Source organism: Aeribacillus sp. FSL k6-2211 (genome assembly GCF_037966125.1).
Taxonomy (GTDB): domain Bacteria; phylum Bacillota; class Bacilli; order Bacillales; family Aeribacillaceae; genus Aeribacillus; species Aeribacillus composti.
Genome location: NZ_CP150190.1, coordinates 3,332,749 through 3,347,926, shown reverse-complemented (window position 1 = coordinate 3,347,926; position 15,178 = coordinate 3,332,749). Strand labels below are relative to the sequence as shown.

Annotated in this window: 16 protein-coding genes; 11 read left to right on the top strand and 5 right to left on the bottom strand. The window is 36.0% G+C overall.

The window, feature by feature from the left end:
* Nucleotides 1-492: 492 nt before the first annotated feature.
* The gene (locus NSU19_RS16215) at nt 493-1,647 is read left to right on the top strand and encodes an MFS transporter (RefSeq protein ID WP_339197388.1); all 1,155 of its coding nucleotides are present in this window, start codon (nt 493-495) and stop codon (nt 1,645-1,647) included.
* Nucleotides 1,648-2,239: 592 nt separating this feature from the next.
* On the opposite strand, the gene NSU19_RS16210 is transcribed toward NSU19_RS16215, so the two are convergent.
* The 5 genes from NSU19_RS16210 to NSU19_RS16190 all read right to left on the bottom strand — a co-directional run bounded on the left by NSU19_RS16210 (nt 2,240) and on the right by NSU19_RS16190 (nt 6,218).
* Nucleotides 2,240-2,971: an ABC transporter ATP-binding protein gene (locus NSU19_RS16210; RefSeq protein ID WP_066248071.1), complete on the bottom strand. Its 732-nt coding sequence runs from the start codon at nt 2,969-2,971 to the stop codon at nt 2,240-2,242.
* A gap of 13 nt (nt 2,972-2,984) precedes the next feature.
* Nucleotides 2,985-4,721, bottom strand: a complete 1,737-nt coding sequence (locus NSU19_RS16205; protein ID WP_339197385.1) for a hypothetical protein — start codon at nt 4,719-4,721, stop codon at nt 2,985-2,987.
* Between the two features lie 15 nt (nt 4,722-4,736).
* Nucleotides 4,737-5,252: a stage II sporulation protein M gene (locus tag NSU19_RS16200; protein ID WP_066248075.1), complete on the bottom strand. Its 516-nt coding sequence runs from the start codon at nt 5,250-5,252 to the stop codon at nt 4,737-4,739.
* A gap of 83 nt (nt 5,253-5,335) precedes the next feature.
* Nucleotides 5,336-5,521, bottom strand: a complete 186-nt coding sequence (locus NSU19_RS16195; RefSeq protein ID WP_063388392.1) for a hypothetical protein — start codon at nt 5,519-5,521, stop codon at nt 5,336-5,338.
* Between the two features lie 16 nt (nt 5,522-5,537).
* Complete coding sequence (locus NSU19_RS16190) at nt 5,538-6,218, bottom strand: YIP1 family protein (protein WP_063388393.1); 681 nt, start codon at nt 6,216-6,218, stop codon at nt 5,538-5,540.
* A gap of 860 nt (nt 6,219-7,078) precedes the next feature.
* Here NSU19_RS16190 and NSU19_RS16185 point away from each other — a divergent pair.
* The 10 genes from NSU19_RS16185 to NSU19_RS16140 all read left to right on the top strand — a co-directional run bounded on the left by NSU19_RS16185 (nt 7,079) and on the right by NSU19_RS16140 (nt 14,957).
* Nucleotides 7,079-7,684 carry a response regulator transcription factor gene (locus tag NSU19_RS16185; protein WP_339197380.1) on the top strand — a complete coding sequence of 202 codons (606 nt, stop codon included), beginning with the start codon at nt 7,079-7,081 and terminating at the stop codon, nt 7,682-7,684.
* A 339-nt stretch (nt 7,685-8,023) separates the two neighbouring features.
* On the top strand, nt 8,024-8,227 hold the full coding sequence (locus NSU19_RS16180) for a hypothetical protein (protein WP_063388395.1): 204 nt from the start codon (nt 8,024-8,026) through the stop codon (nt 8,225-8,227).
* A gap of 90 nt (nt 8,228-8,317) precedes the next feature.
* Complete coding sequence (locus NSU19_RS16175; RefSeq protein WP_063388396.1) at nt 8,318-9,280, top strand: ATP-grasp domain-containing protein; 963 nt, start codon at nt 8,318-8,320, stop codon at nt 9,278-9,280.
* A 20-nt stretch (nt 9,281-9,300) separates the two neighbouring features.
* The gene (locus NSU19_RS16170; protein ID WP_144598178.1) at nt 9,301-10,395 is read left to right on the top strand and encodes a hypothetical protein; all 1,095 of its coding nucleotides are present in this window, start codon (nt 9,301-9,303) and stop codon (nt 10,393-10,395) included.
* 373 nt (nt 10,396-10,768) lie between these two features.
* Entirely contained in the window at nt 10,769-11,062 is a 294-nt protein-coding gene (locus NSU19_RS16165; RefSeq protein ID WP_232515603.1) for a UxaA family hydrolase, read from the top strand.
* Nucleotides 11,052-12,206, top strand: a complete 1,155-nt coding sequence (locus NSU19_RS16160) for a UxaA family hydrolase (RefSeq protein WP_066248079.1) — start codon at nt 11,052-11,054, stop codon at nt 12,204-12,206. Before NSU19_RS16165 ends, NSU19_RS16160 begins: the two co-directional genes overlap by 11 nt.
* Nucleotides 12,207-12,219: 13 nt before the next feature.
* Nucleotides 12,220-12,972, top strand: a complete 753-nt coding sequence (locus tag NSU19_RS16155) for an NAD(P)-dependent oxidoreductase (RefSeq protein ID WP_311066484.1) — start codon at nt 12,220-12,222, stop codon at nt 12,970-12,972.
* Nucleotides 12,897-13,175: an NAD(P)-dependent oxidoreductase gene (locus NSU19_RS16150; protein ID WP_311067367.1), complete on the top strand. Its 279-nt coding sequence runs from the start codon at nt 12,897-12,899 to the stop codon at nt 13,173-13,175. The genes NSU19_RS16155 and NSU19_RS16150 overlap by 76 nt, the downstream gene beginning before the upstream one ends.
* Before the next feature lie 14 nt (nt 13,176-13,189).
* Nucleotides 13,190-14,251: an Ldh family oxidoreductase gene (locus NSU19_RS16145; RefSeq protein WP_339197373.1), complete on the top strand. Its 1,062-nt coding sequence runs from the start codon at nt 13,190-13,192 to the stop codon at nt 14,249-14,251.
* Entirely contained in the window at nt 14,244-14,957 is a 714-nt protein-coding gene (locus NSU19_RS16140) for a FadR/GntR family transcriptional regulator (RefSeq protein WP_339197370.1), read from the top strand. Before NSU19_RS16145 ends, NSU19_RS16140 begins: the two co-directional genes overlap by 8 nt.
* Nucleotides 14,958-15,178 lie beyond the last annotated feature (221 nt).

The window sequence follows — 15,178 nt, the reverse complement described above, 5'->3', positions numbered from 1 at the left end:
TGGCTCAAAATTCAATTATCAAATACAATCGGATATTGGTTGATACAGGCTCTGATAGTAACGGTTATTTCAAGTGAATTGGCTGAGACAATATTGTTCTTGAGGAAAATGATACGATTTATAGAATAAGTGGCGTTGGCGACTCTGAATTTGTATTTTCGAAAAAAGTAGATTCTATTAAATAGGATTCGAAAGTGCAGCCGCATTCATATGGTTGGCTGTTCTTTTTTCTATATATTTGGAACGATTATAGATTGAAAGAGGCGTGAGGATAAAAAAATGAAGGATATTTCTTTCGTATCTCGAATTATTTAAAAGAGTTACTTTTTTGTTAAACGAAAAGAACTCTTCTCATCCTCGGTAATTTGTTTTCCATATAAGGATGTCATTCATTGTATAGGCTGCATTATTGAATATGAACCGGCGATGCTCTCAGTAAACATTTAAAAAGATGACTTCAACAATAAAAGATAGCGGAGGAGTAGTCACTATATGTTACGTTTATTCATTATTTTTGTAGCTACAGCAAATGCGTTCATTGTTCTTTATGCACCACAGCCTCTACTCCCGTTGTGGACTCAAGAATTTAATATATCGATAGCAACGGCAAGCTCAGCTATTTCGATTACCATTATTTCATTAGCCGTGTCATCTTTTGTATTTGCTCAATTATTGGACCAATGGGATCGAAAAAAAGTTATTCTTTTTGCAAGTATATTATTAATTTTTCCGAGTATGATGATTTACATTAGTGAATCATTTTCATCAATTTTATTTTGGAGATGTATGTATGGTCTCATCATACCTGGCATCTTGGCTGTGATGATGGCATATGTATCTGAAGAATTTCCTCTAAATCAACGTGGAAGAGTGATGGGAGTATATGTAAGTGCTAATGTGGCGGGCGGATTGCTGGGACGGGTTATTTCTGGACCGATAGCCGACACATTTTCCTGGAGGACTGTTTTTTCAATAATCGCGGTGTATTCCATGGTCGTTGCTTTTTTAGTTTGGAAATATCTCCCTAAACCTAACTATCAAAGAGAAAGGAAGAAACAAAATTTTGGCATACATTTTAAAAATCCTGCTCTGATAGGTACATTCACTATAGGTTTTTCGCAATTCTTCGCATTTATTAGCTTTTTCACATATATTCCTTTTTATGTTGCTCAACCTCCTTTTCAGTTAAGCAATACACAAATTTCGTTGCTTTATGCTACATATGCGTTCGGCATTTTCTCCGCTCCTATAGCTGGCATGATATCTGATAAGATTGGCCGGCGTTGGACAATGAGTATGGGGCATATTCTTGGCGGAATCGGTATTTTCATAACGCTTTGGCCAACGATTCCTGCGCTTGTTGTGGGATCATCATTGTTGACGCTCGGAAATTTTGCTTCTCAATCAGCAACAACAGCTTATGTGACAGATATGGCCGCCGATTCACGGGGAGCTGCTACGTCTTTATATTTGGTGTTTTTCTATTTAGGAGGAAGCCTTGGCGGTTGGATTCCCGGCCTTTTATGGGAAAATTACGGATGGCATGGTGTCGTTTTTTTAACAATTGGAACAATCATTTTGGCACTATTAAGTAATTTATTTCTCGCAGGAAGAACCCCAGGGAGATTGAAAGTTTCTGAATTATGATATGAACAAAACAGTATTATTTCCTTGCCGAATCATAGTGAATATTTATGACTAAAATAAGGATTCTTTTTCCACAATGGGATTGTCCCGAAAGTCATTGAAACTTGACTTGTATCGTCTCCTTAATGAATTAAGGTGAAGCAGACGGGAACATACTGCGATTTGATTTTGAGCCACTATGTATGCTTTTTTTGCTAGGAAGACAGTTAGCTAATTCAAACCACTCAACGTAAAGTTTTTCGTTTGATCGGTGGTGCATGAAAGATTTTTCCCCATGGTTTTCTTAACTTGATAAGAACTTCATTTTATTGTTCGATTAAGTGTAACTTTTCGAATAGGAACCACCTTTTCCAAGGGTTATGTACTTTATCATTTTTGAACATTGTTAGTGTGGTGGAATCATCGGATTTATTTGCAATGGTAGTGATTTAAAATATAAATCTAACGATGATTCCTCCCAAAATAAATAAACTAAATATGAGATACCATATACTTTCGCTTCGGTTTTCTTTCCATCCCTTAATTGCGTAATAAAAGGCAAATGCAAAAAGTATAAAGAGAAGTATATCCCCAATATATTTGTACACATTCCTCATCCTTCCTCAGTTGAAAATACATTTAAATAATATTCCTCAAGACTGCTAGCTGTCTCTTTGATCTCGGAAATAGATATATTATTTTTTAATATTTTCCCATTGGAAATTAAAATAATTGAATCACAACATCTTTCACAAACCTCTAGTTGGTGTGTAGACATAAAAATACTGCATCCATTTTGTGCGTATTGAATTAAGATGTTTTTAATATCTTTCATACTGACAGGATCAATTCCTGATAAATACTCATCTAGCAAAAGTAGCTTCGGTTTTTTCATTAATAATGGAATAAGATTGAGTTTCTTTTTCATTCCAAGCGAATAATTGAAAATTTGCTTATTTAAGGAATTTAATAATCCCAATAACTGGAGCATTTCTTTAATTTCCGGGCTGTCTATATCAAAATTTAATAACTCGCTCATGAATTTTAAATATTCTTTTCCGGTCAGCACGGAAAATAATAATGGGGCATCAGGAAGTAACATGATTTCTTTTCGATCCAGATCTGACAGTTTTACACCATTGACGTAAATTTCTCCATCATCGTAGCCGGTCAATTCAGATAAAATTCTAAAGGTTGTGGTTTTCCCCGCTCCATTTGGCCCGAGAAATCCGACAATTTTATTTTCAGCAATTTCAAACGTTGCTTGATCTAATATTTTTTTCCCATTTTCAATTTTGGTCAGATTATGGACTTTCAATAAATAATCAGAAGATGCTGCTCCCACTGGATTTTCACTCCTAATAAATAAATTGTTTTTTATTTAGCTTTCTTTTTACTAATAAAAGTGATATAAAGAGCATTCCGAATAGATAAATAGCAAGAAAAATAGGATTGATGAACAAATATTGTGATTTTGTTAAATAACCCATGATAAATAAAACCATGGGGATTGTCATACTAGGAAGTATGATAAATAAAGACATTGCATCTAAGATAGAATCGACCATTTTTTTATCGCCAAATTCATTCAATTCTTCAGCGTTTCGAAATTCAAAATGAGGATAGAAGGCGCTGGAAATATAATTTAAAGCGCCAAAAGCATTTAAAGCTAAAATTTGCATTGAGAGCAACCATATAATAGTAGTTAATGAAATGGGAGTGAGTATATAAACAATGAAATCACCTATTATGATTAAAGGAATTAACGTGATGATGTAAACAAAAAACTTTTGTTTAAATACATACCAAAGATTTTTTCCAGCATTTAAATAAATTAAGACATTGGTGCCATCACTTTCTAAGGCCATTCCCCCTATGAAATGCTGATAATGACGTTCCGCCAAAAAATAAATATGGTACAAAATAAAAAATGAAAATACTAATTGCTGCACTTTGTACTCATCATCTAAATTGGCGAGCAATCCGCTAAATATGCCAACAGAAAACCAATAAACGAAATCGCCAAACATATACGGAAGCCTCTTTTGAAAAAAGCTCGATCTAATAAATAAAAGAATCATAAAAGCTTTTTTCTTTAAAAACGGCACTTTTAATAACGGGGAAGGCAGCCGATCAAAATACTCCGCTGATCGCCTGTTGGGGTTTTCTTTAAAAAGAATGATAAATAACAAGTAAAATACCATAGTAAACATACACATCAATATCGTGCCAATATATGTATATAGAGAATCAGCAGTGAGAATATCAAAAAAGCTTAAATTGATTTTGATCGTCGTTACACTGTCAAACAGAATTTCCCAACCTTTGTTAGACCATTTTTCAAATGACTCGGATGTGGGATTTTCTTTAATAAAGGGAATATCAATAATCCATCCTGTAAACTTTGCAGCGAAAAAATAGCCTATTGAAAATATGATCATTCTTGATATGACAATTTTGGCTACTTTGTTTACGAAAGGTTTTTCTATTATAAACTTGTATACATAAAATGTGTGCGAAAAAGAGACAGCAATGCTGACAAACAAATATAAAGAAAAGCTGAGCAGTGTTAATCCAATTACCATAGATATGTTTAAACCGATTGCGTATGATAAGCTAAAAAGCAATGTTAAAATATGTATGATGAAACTTCTTATGTTCCAGCAGATTGTTTCGAAAATAACCATAGAGTTGGCTTTACTTAAACTCAATTTAAAATGTGACAGCAGCCACTCCTTGTCCATTGAGCTTAAATTCCACTTGGAAGCTTTTATGCCAGCAATAACAGAGAAAACTATTACATATACAAAATAAAACTGCCAGAGAATATAAACATTGTTGTTAATTTGGGAAATTTTTTGCAATAAAAAGTCCAAAAATGGCGCACCTGTCGTTGCTGTATGTAAAAATTCATTCATAATTACCAGTTTTAATACAGCATATGCAGAAAAAAAATAAAAAATAGCCTCTATGACATCAAGAAAAAAAGCTGTGATCGCAAATATATATCCTGAATACCCTCTTCTATTTAAAAATTTACCCCATTGATTTTTCCATCTTATATAAATCTTCCATTTAATCCATGCTGCTCTCATTTTGACTCCCGACTTTCATAAATTTAATGTAATCAATCCCTCTACAATGGAAGCTAGAAGGATTCCTATAATTACCATTACGACATGTTTTAATAAAAATTTCAACCCATATTTTCTATTAAAATAAAATGTAAATCCTAAAAAGCCGATAGCTCCTGCTAATAAAAAAAAGGGGATTTCAAATATTCCATGAGGTATAACCTTTAAAAATATATTTAATAAAGGTTGATCAGATAAAATAAGATGAGTTAGACCTGCTCCGATAGATATGCCATTAAAGAGTAAATAAATAAACGTAGGAATCCCAAATGTAAATAAACCCAGCATTAAAACTAGACAAACAAGTATATTATTTAAAAAAATAGAATACACTGAGTACCAGCCAGCTTTATAAGTTCTTTGGAGCTCAGCTGCCTCCTCCATTTGAGGCGAAGTCGAAAAAATTATCATGACCCCAATAATTAAACCTATGCCAAATACAATGGCAGAAAGGATAAAAGTGTTTCGTAGACGGGAAAAATAGTTCAACATCACTCACTCGCTAACTTTTTCTTAAATTAAATAGAAGGTAGGATAGAGAAAGACTAACGGCTCTCTATCCTATCCTAAAAACATTATGCTACTACAGCTTTTTTGCCTCCGGCTCTTAGAGCTATCTGCAAGGCTTTTAATGTGAGACCTGCTCCGGTTATCAATGTCAAGAATGAAGCTATTCCCAAACCGGCGTCCAAAAATGCAGCAATAGTATTTGCAGTAGTTTCATTAATGCCATAAGCAACTAAAAGATCAAGTTCCAACATTATAATTCACCTCCTTTCAAATAAGTTCAATTAGTGTGTTAAATATAATTGTTACTGGAAATAATATGGAAACTATCTTTGTTAAAGACTGCTTTGTAACAATTGTTAAGCTTAAACAAATTAGAAATAATGACCACAAATTAAATAATTCAATTTTCGATAAAAATATTTGCAGAAATTGATTCATGTTTAATCCTGAAAATAGGTAGGCCAAACTGGTGACAGGAATATGATATTGAGACGGATCAGATAACACGTATTTTATACCAAGCCCCAAAACAACAGGGGATTGAGCGATGATGACAAATCTCAATAATTCCCTGAATTTTACTTTCAATTTTACGATGGAGAGAACTATTTTTATTAAGGCTGTAAGTAAAAGAATATTAACGAAAAATAAGAAGACTTGCATAATTGCGGCAAAAATAGTAAGAGCATTTTTAAACGATTGTGATGGATTGTTTCCTAAAAGATCTGCTATATATTCGGATTCTAATAAATTTTGACTTATAACAATACTTATTGCGGCAAACAATATAACTAATGTCAAAGTAGCTAGTATTCCTAGTTTTTTTTCATTATGTATGTTCAATAAAGTTTTTTGCGGCGAATAAATGATTTTAAATGGATAAAATATCCTTTTGATAAAAACATGACTAGGGTTTCTTACCAATTGCTCTTGCTCTTCAAGACGCATTATCAAATCACCTGCTTACATAATTTAATGAGTTTTCGATATTTATTTGCTAAAAAACAATGTCAATATTTCATATGATCACAATGCTCCGGCTTGTTGTTTAAAGTTTTAGAGAGAAGAGAAGAATTGATATATTTTTGGTAGAATTTACAATTTCTTCTTCTTAATTCAAAATATATTACAAATCTTCTAAAAAAACATCGGTATTTTCCACAAAAAATGATGCGGAAAATACCTATTTTTAGAAAAAACAATGAAAAAAACTGTCATTTAGTGTAAAATTTTTACTATAAATACTAGTTGAAGGAGGGATAAAAAGCGAGAATCGATAGGATTCACTGAACTTTGCATTCGCAAAAGAAAAGATTGGATTTGGATGTGTTCTCATCACTTGTGTATATATGAAAAACAGACGGACAGTTAACGGAAAAGTAAATGAGTTTTTGGAAAAACACTTGTTTAGCTCTAAGCTTGAAAAAAGGCATCTTTAAACTGTTGCGCCTTTAGAGGAAAATGATTTGGAAACGAAGATTATTTTTTTCGAGATGTGTATACGCTTTTAGTCTATAATCGCTAATTTTTTCATCTGATTTTAGTGAAGCTAGTCTAAATACATTCTGTTCTAATTGAAATTCTTTTGATGGAAATTTTGTGAATTATTCTCACATCTGTTCTCTTCAATGTTTTTTAGACTTATAAAATGCTTTAAAAATAAAAGGGTGTTTATATTGAGTTTTCCGGAAAAATCAATTAGGGTGAGTGACGATCTAAAATCTTCGACGAAGATGGCTACGCTTAAATGCAGTCAGAACTGGGCATTGTAACTTCCTGATAACTTTGCCGAGATTAGGATGATTGAAATGAAAATTAAAGTACTACTGGTAGATGATCACTTACTAGTCTTGTTAGGAATCAAACAATTATTAGAACACGAATCAGATCTTGAAGTTGTAAATACCATTTGCGACCCTGCCGGCATCAATGCAGCAATATCAAAAAATCATCCGGATGTTGTGGTAATGGACATAAGAATGAAAGGCTACAATGGAATTGAGTTGACAAAGAAATTAATCGAAAGCTATCCGAATCTGAAGATTGTCATTTTATCAGCTTATAACGATGATGAATATATTGACGCATCTTATCATGCCGGTGCTTATGCGTTCATTACGAAGGAAAACTCTGCTGCAGAACTTGCAAATGCGATCAGACAAAGTTTTTTGGGCAACAATATCATTCCTAGAAAAAAAATAGAATATCAGAATCACTATTTAACCAAAACTGAGTTAGAAATTTTAAAGCTGATTTCTGAAGATAAAACGAACGCAGAGATCAGTGATATTTTGATGGTAAGCAGAAGAACGGTCGAACACCATGTTTCATCAATTATTAAAAAGCTGAATGTGTACTCAAGAGTTGGTGCAGTGGTAAAAGGAATAAAACTAGGACTATTAAAAACTATTTAAAATCGATATATTTTGTCCAAATCGGAAGCCTACATTCCAGCATGTAGGTATTCAAGACATAGATATTGTGTCTGAACTCAATTGCGCTTTAAACAACAAAACCGCTGTACCGTGTGTGAGAGTGTCTATCAAACATAGTGATTCTCTTATTTTTTAAAGCCGAAATGTATAAACTTGACTTTTCTAGGTGGAGGATTTAGCAAAAAGACCTATTTGTTCTCTCAATTTCATTCTTAAGCACTATTCAGAATAGGACATTTTATCTATAGGAAGATAAAGGTAAATATGTTATTTTTAAACAGAAAATTTTTTTAATATTTTGAATAGGAGGAATCAAAAATGAAAAAGAAATTGTTTATTGAAGAATTGGAAGTAAGGCAATCTAGCTCTCCGTTATTTGTGAGCCCTATTGTGGATCCGGGATATGCCACAACGTTAGCTTTAGGCGAAGAAGGAGGATATACAACTCAAGCTATCGGGGAAGAAGGCGGACCAATTGTTACCACATATGCACTTGGCGAAGAAGGCGGTTTTATAAAATAGGTTTTGCAAAAGTTGGACAAGCGCCCCAGAGAATGTTTTCTGGGGCGCTAAAATTCGGAAAATTCTCATTTATTTCATCGGAGGTGCGAAATGGCGGAAGTATCTGTTGGTATTATCGGTTCACAATTTGAAAGGCATTGTCTTTATTTACAAAAGGAATTGGTTCGACAAGGCGCCCAAGCATTCATTTTAGATAATTCGCCGGATGTCCCCTACCCCTTAAGCTTTGGCGGTGAAGACAGCCATTATGAAAACCGTGATTTATCGGAAACGAACGTTTACTTTTTGAGAGCATTATTTGTTCCTACTCCTGCATTCGATACTTCTCAAATAAAGGAACAAATCAAGGAGAATGGATTTTTGGCATATGCGGCGGAGCGGGAGAGATATGCTGCTTGGCTGTCTTGGTTAAAATCTTCCTCTTACTTCGGCAGACTCATCGTCAATCCTGTTGATACACTGCTCATTCATTTTGCAAAGCCTTATCACCTTGAGTGTCTAAGAAGAGCAGGTATTCCCGTTCCTAAAACGTTAGTAACCAGCAATCCGGAAAAAGTTTTGGAATTCAGCCATAACTGCGATGTCATCTATAAACCCGTTGCTGGAGGAGCATTGTGCCGTCTATTGACAGAGGAAGATAAAAAACCTGAAAGATTAGAAGCATTGAGCACAGCACCGGTGCAATTCCAAGAATACATACAAGGCCAGGATGTACGTGTATTTGTCCTGGACGGAAAAGTCATCGCATCATTTATCATTGAGGGAGAAGGAATTGATTATCGTGAAGGCGCCCATCAAGTCAAACCCTTTGAGATAACGCCAGAGATCGCTCAGTTATGTATAGAGGCATGCGAAACATTAGGGCTTATTTTCAGCGGAATTGATTTAAAACTACGTCCAGACGGTTCTGTTATATGCATTGAATGTAATCCAAGCCCAATGTTCGAAGGATTCGATCGGGTTGCCCCTGTTTCAATTGTTTCCCAGCTGGCTTCATACTTGATCAAACAAGCCATTCTTAAAGAGGAAAATAAACTGAAAGTGAGAAACTGACGTTTGGAGAGGGAGTATTTGTGAATTACTCACAGTCATTTCAAAAACCGTTAGTATACAAAATAGGAAAGATAAAAGAAGATCGGTACTGGATTGAACGACCGGATGGACTTTTATTGCAAATAGATAACTATTCAAAAAAATTGTTGGAGCAGTTGGCAAACAAAGAGCCTATATCTTCTATTGCAGATAAAATGGAAGTATCGGAGAAGGAAATTTTACTATTTCTTGAAAAGTTAGGCATCGATAAGGATGCAGCCTTTTCCCTTATTGAAGAAAAACAATCTGATTTTGAGCCGGATCAAAAGCCGCTCATAACCTATTACAATCCTTGGCTGGAGCGTAAATGGTTTAACTGGATTACCGCAGGTGCTGTTTTGATTTCGATCATCAGCACCGTTTTGTTCATGATCAACACTCCATTTTTTCTCGTCACTGATCTAAAAGGTCAATGGATCATCGCCGGAGTTTTAACATTTTCAGTCCTCATCCATGAGCTTGGGCACTTATTAACAATGCCGCGTACAGGGAACATTTCCATTTCTGTTCAATGGTCCGGGCCTGTCCCGTTATTTAGCATTGTTTGCAATGAAGCTTGGAAGCTATCAAAATGGCAGCGCATGCGGATCAACATCGCGGGCTTTACGGCAGATTTGATTGTATGCGGATTAACATCAGTGATCGGCTTATGCTTTGCACAGCTTTCACCATGGATTTGGTCCTTTCTTATTGTTCATATGTTTAGAATGCTGTTTGCGATTTTCCCGCTGCTTCCTGGAGACGGCTACTGGATGATCGTTGATCTATTGAATCAGCCGAATTTGTGGAAAAATGCAATAGATCAACTAAAGAAATTGAAAATTAATTTGCTTTCCTTCTATGCTTTTGTGCGGATTGCCTTTCATATCTTTATTTGGATTTTATATACGTATTTCATTTTTTTGTGGTCAGCTATCATATTCACAAGGCCGTTTGAAGACGTTCTTTTATTCTTTTTACAGCCTGCGCCGTTGTTGTTATTCCTGAACCTTTTCTATCAGTTGATTTTCATTACTTCCCTCGGAATCAAGCATATAAGGCGGCTGGGCAAGGCGGAACGGGCTCTGGAACGGTAACGATTTTTCGCCATTTTATGAAAATCATAACTTAATGATTCGCCATAAACGGCTCTCGAGTTGTTGAAAAGATTGCAAGAGTGGAATTTTTGAATGATTATTCCCGGAACGGAGCCAATCTTGAACATAATTTAATTGATTTTTTTTGAAAAAATATTGACAAAAAATTCAATCCATGGTAATCTTTAAACCGCAGTAAATCAATAGGAATAATTTAGGTTCGATCAGACGACTGAAGGGCCTTGCAATGCTTGGAAATAATATATTTTCAGGCGTGCAAGGCCTGTTTTTATTTAATTTAAAGAAATTGGTTGGACCATTGAATGTCTGAACCAAATGCGTTGTAAAAAAGGAAATGGAGGGGTGGTTCATAGTGTCACACAAGTTTTTAGTACATAATGTCGGCGATTCTGTGGGAGTCGCAATAGAAGACATTGAAGCAGGCGAGCAAATCCAAGGGGTCATCTTAGAAGACGATTCAGTTGTTTCAGTAGAGTCTAGAGATTTTATTCCTCTTGGTCATAAGATTGCTTTAGTGGATTTGGATGAAAACAGCAAAGTAATTGAATATCGCGTACCGATTGGTGTAGCTACAAAAAAAATCTATAAAGGGAGCTATGTTCATACTCATAATTTAAAAACGGCGAGGTGGAAATATGGAGAATAAAATTTGGGGTTATCGCAGAGAGAACGGAAGAGTTGGTATTCGGAATCATGTAGTGATCATGCCTGTCGATGACATTTCTAATGCGGCAGCAGAAGCGGTTGCTAAAATTGTTCCTGGTACTTTAGCGATCCCGCATGCATACGGGCGATTACAATATGGGCCGGATTTAGACTTGTTTTTTAAAACGATTATCGGTAACTGTTCTAATCCAAATGTAGCAGCTGTTGTTGTGATTGGTATTGAGCCTAACTGGACAAATCGAATTGTTGAGGAGGTACAAAAAACAGGCAAGCCGGTAGCTGGATTTTCAATTGAACGTTATGGCGATTTGTCTACGATTGAAAAAGCAGCTCGAACAGCACAAAAATTTCTGCAGGATGCTTCTGAAATTCGCAGAGAGCCTGTGGAATTATCAGAAATTTTAGTAAGTATTAAATGCGGAGAGTCGGATACGACAACCGGGTTAGGATCATGCCCTACGGTAGGAAATGTAGTTGATCGTTTAATCGACGAAGGCGGAACTGTTTTGTTCGGTGAAACCTCCGAATTAACTGGCGGCGAGCATTTAATTGCAGAGCGTTGTGCCACTCCAGAAGTAAAACAAAAATTTTTAAGCCTTTATCAAAACTATGTTGAAGAAATCGCATCAAAAGGTGTTGATCTGCTTGGCAGCCAGCCGACAGAAGGAAATATAAGAGGCGGCCTCACAACAATTGAGGAAAAGGCGCTCGGCAATATCGAAAAAACGGGCACAAAACCGGTGGTTGATGCTTTAGGACCTGCGGAGGCTCCAGTAAAAGCGGGATTGAATTTTATGGATACCTCCTCTGCAGCAGCTGAATGCATTACTTTAATGGCAGCTGGAGGGGCAGTCGTACATTTCTTTCCTACCGGTCAAGGCAATATAATTGGTCATCCAATAGTACCCGTTATTAAGCTTTCGGCAAATCCAATTACAGTTTCTACTATGTCAGAGCATATCGATGTAGACGTTACAGGATTATTGAAACGGGAATATAATCTCCAGCAGGCTGGCGATTTGCTGCTTGATATTTTGATCCGAACAATAAACGGACGTTTAACTGCAGCGGAAACATTAGGGCATAGAGAATTTGTTTTGACGAAACTTTATCGCAGTGCATGAGCGGAGGAAAGTAATGAAAATACTAATCTCTGAATATATGCCTGAATCCGGGATTAACAGGATGAGGAAAATAGCGGAGGTCGAATACAATCCGGATTTATGGAGAAATAAACAGGAATTAATAAACAAAATAATAGATGCAGACGCATTAGTCGTTCGAAACCAGACAATTGTTGATCAGGAAATACTGGATGCAGGGAAAAAATTAAAGGTAATCGGCAGATTAGGAGTCGGGCTTGATAATATAAATTTACTTGCAGCAAAACAACGTAATGTAAAAATCGTCTCCGCCAAAAATGCCAATTCGGTTTCAGTAGCAGAATATGTTATGGCCGTTATTTTAACGGCATCGAGGCCTATCATACAAGCCGGAGAAGACGTTAAAAAAGGAAATTGGAATAGGAAATTATTTACGGGAAATGAGATATACGGGAAAACATTGGGATTAATCGGAACGGGAGAGATTGGCCACAGGCTTGCTAAAAGAGCCATTGCATTTGGAATGAAAGTGATCGGCTATGATCCTTATATAAGAGAATTCGATTATCCTTTTTCTGAAACGGGGATTACAAAGGTTGAATTAGCAGAGGTCTTAAAAGAGTCCGACTTTGTAAGCATTCATGTTCCGCTAACGAATGAAACAAGAAATTTACTTAGTACGAAAGAATTTAACTTAATGAAAAAAATGCAATTATTATCAACACTTCTCGCGGGGGAATTGTTGATGAATCCGCCTTATTCAAGGCGGTGGAATCCGGGCAAATAGCTGGTGCTTACTTAGATGTACTTGAGAATGAGCCGGTCGAAAAAGACTATTTTCTATTAAACAGCAGCAAGATTACTGTAACTCCGCATATTGCTGGATTAACAGAAGAGTCCCAAGAACGAATCACTAACATTATTTCAGATGAAATTATGAAAGTACTTGAGGGAAAAGAATCACTATTTTTAGTTTCATCTGATTTTTAAAGGGTGAGTGAAGTTTGACTGTTTATGATGCGAAAGCTTTAAAAAAATTTGTTGAAGATGTTTTGGTGAAGCAAAACGTTAAAAAAGAGAATGCTGAAGTTGTAGCAGATTCATTAATAAGGGCAGATCTTGAAGGTATCACAAGCCACGGAATCAGCAGATTGCCGATCTATTCAAAACGTTTAAAAGAGGGGCGGATTAATCCGACCCCGTCCATAAAAATACAAAAAAAAGGGTTATCCATTTTAACTGTCGATGGAGATAACGGATTGGGCCAGATTGCATCATATTATGGCATTAAAGAGGGAATCAAAACAGCAAGAGAAACGGGAGTTGCTGCCATCGCCATTCGAAAAAGCAACCATTTTGGATGTGCATCATATTATTGCAAGGCAGCTTGCGATGAAAACCTTGCAGCAATTGTGATGACAAATTCTCCGGCTGGGATTCCGCCTTGGGGAGGCAAAAAAGCTTTCTTTGGAACGAATCCGATAGCATTTGGCTTTCCAGTCAAAAACGGACCGGATGTTATTATCGATATGTCTGCAAGCGTCGTTGCAAGAGGCAAAATTATAGAAGCGGCAAAGGAAGGAAAAGCCATTCCAAAAGGCTGGGCAATCGATCAAAGAGGCAATGATACGGAAGATCCTGCAGAAGCATTAAACGGAGCCGTTCTTCCTTCGGGAGGAGTAAAGGGGTATGGCTGGGCTTTGGCAGTGGAAATATTAACAGGGCTATTAACAGGTGCTGCTTACGGCCCACATGTCGAAAATATATATGACGATAACGGCCAAATAGCAAATGTAGGGCATTTTTTTATTTTAATCGATATAGAAAAATTTATGCCTGTCGATCAATTTACCTCTCTTCTGCCAAAAATGCTTTTGGAAATGAAAGCTGTTCCTAAAAAAGAAGAAGTCCATACAATTTTGTACCCTGGGGAACGAAGAGAACAATCTTATATTCATAAATTACATTGTGGTATTCATTTATCTCAGGAAGTGGAAAAGGATTTAGTGCAGCTGGCTAATCAGTTGCATTTGGAATTTCCTACCACAGGTGATCATTATGTTTGAAAATATTCGTTTTGATCGTTCCACTGTTCCGAATAAGATTGTTGAAGAATTGAAATCACTTATTCAAGAAAATAAGCTGAAACCCGGGGAAAAGCTGCCGTCAGAAAGAGAGCTTTCTCTTAAATTAAATGTGAGTCGAAATACAATAAGGGAAGCTTACAAAGTTCTCTCTACGCTCGGATTTATTGAAATTAAACAGGGGAATGGCGTTTTTGTAGCGGATGGAACGAATAATTTAGCTCAATTAGCCAATCATTACTTTGTCAAAAGCGACCAATTTGCAGATTTATTTGAAATAAGAATGCTCATTGAAACGCAAGCAGTAGTATGGACTGTTGAACGGGCATCCGATTCGGAAATTGACGTTTTGTATCAGTTTGTAAAAGAGACTGTACAATTAATCAGCGAAAATAAAGTGAATGAAAAGATATTGTCTGAACAAGATCACAAATTTCATATTAGAATTGCGGAGCTTTCCAAGAACGCAATTGCTTATCGGATAATGAACAGTCTCACTAGCCTTTTTAACAATATCAGGGTGGAGACATCTAAAATACCTGATCGGATGCACCATTCGTGGCTGGAGCACTTAGAAATTGTCGAAATGATCAAAAAGCGCGACATAATTAGGTCAAGGAAAAGCATGGAGAAGCATTTACAAAGTGTCGAGCAGACTTTAGAAAACGCAAAGAGGGATAACGGCTAACATATGACATTTAAGTTTATTTCCGAGAAAAAATCGACGGGTTCACCGCTGTATTGTTCGGCCTCTTATCGGTAAATGAAAGCAAAACTCTATCACCCTTATATATGAGCTGATGTGCCTTAGCGCCGACGCTTGTCATTCGCTGATTTTTATAGCAAAAATATATTGTCAGGCGCCATTTTTTCCGAGATTCATTGAGATACTTCTTGTGCTATTTGGAA

Excerpts from the sequence above, each read along its gene's own strand:
- NSU19_RS16180 (WP_063388395.1), top strand. The coding sequence starts at position 8,024 with ATGAAAAAGAAATTGTTTATTGAAGAATTGGAAGTAAGGCAATCTAGC.
- NSU19_RS16215 (WP_339197388.1), top strand. The coding sequence starts at position 493 with ATGTTACGTTTATTCATTATTTTTGTAGCTACAGCAAATGCGTTCATT.
- NSU19_RS16160 (WP_066248079.1), top strand. The coding sequence starts at position 11,052 with ATGGAGAATAAAATTTGGGGTTATCGCAGAGAGAACGGAAGAGTTGGT.
- NSU19_RS16175 (WP_063388396.1), top strand. The coding sequence starts at position 8,318 with ATGGCGGAAGTATCTGTTGGTATTATCGGTTCACAATTTGAAAGGCAT.
- NSU19_RS16200 (WP_066248075.1), bottom strand. The coding sequence starts at position 5,252 with ATGTTGAACTATTTTTCCCGTCTACGAAACACTTTTATCCTTTCTGCC.
- NSU19_RS16140 (WP_339197370.1), top strand. The coding sequence starts at position 14,244 with ATGTTTGAAAATATTCGTTTTGATCGTTCCACTGTTCCGAATAAGATT.
- NSU19_RS16195 (WP_063388392.1), bottom strand. The coding sequence starts at position 5,521 with ATGTTGGAACTTGATCTTTTAGTTGCTTATGGCATTAATGAAACTACT.
- NSU19_RS16205 (WP_339197385.1), bottom strand. The coding sequence starts at position 4,721 with ATGAGAGCAGCATGGATTAAATGGAAGATTTATATAAGATGGAAAAAT.
- NSU19_RS16155 (WP_311066484.1), top strand. The coding sequence starts at position 12,220 with ATGAAAATACTAATCTCTGAATATATGCCTGAATCCGGGATTAACAGG.
- NSU19_RS16190 (WP_063388393.1), bottom strand. The coding sequence starts at position 6,218 with ATGCGTCTTGAAGAGCAAGAGCAATTGGTAAGAAACCCTAGTCATGTT.
- NSU19_RS16185 (WP_339197380.1), top strand. The coding sequence starts at position 7,079 with ATGAAAATTAAAGTACTACTGGTAGATGATCACTTACTAGTCTTGTTA.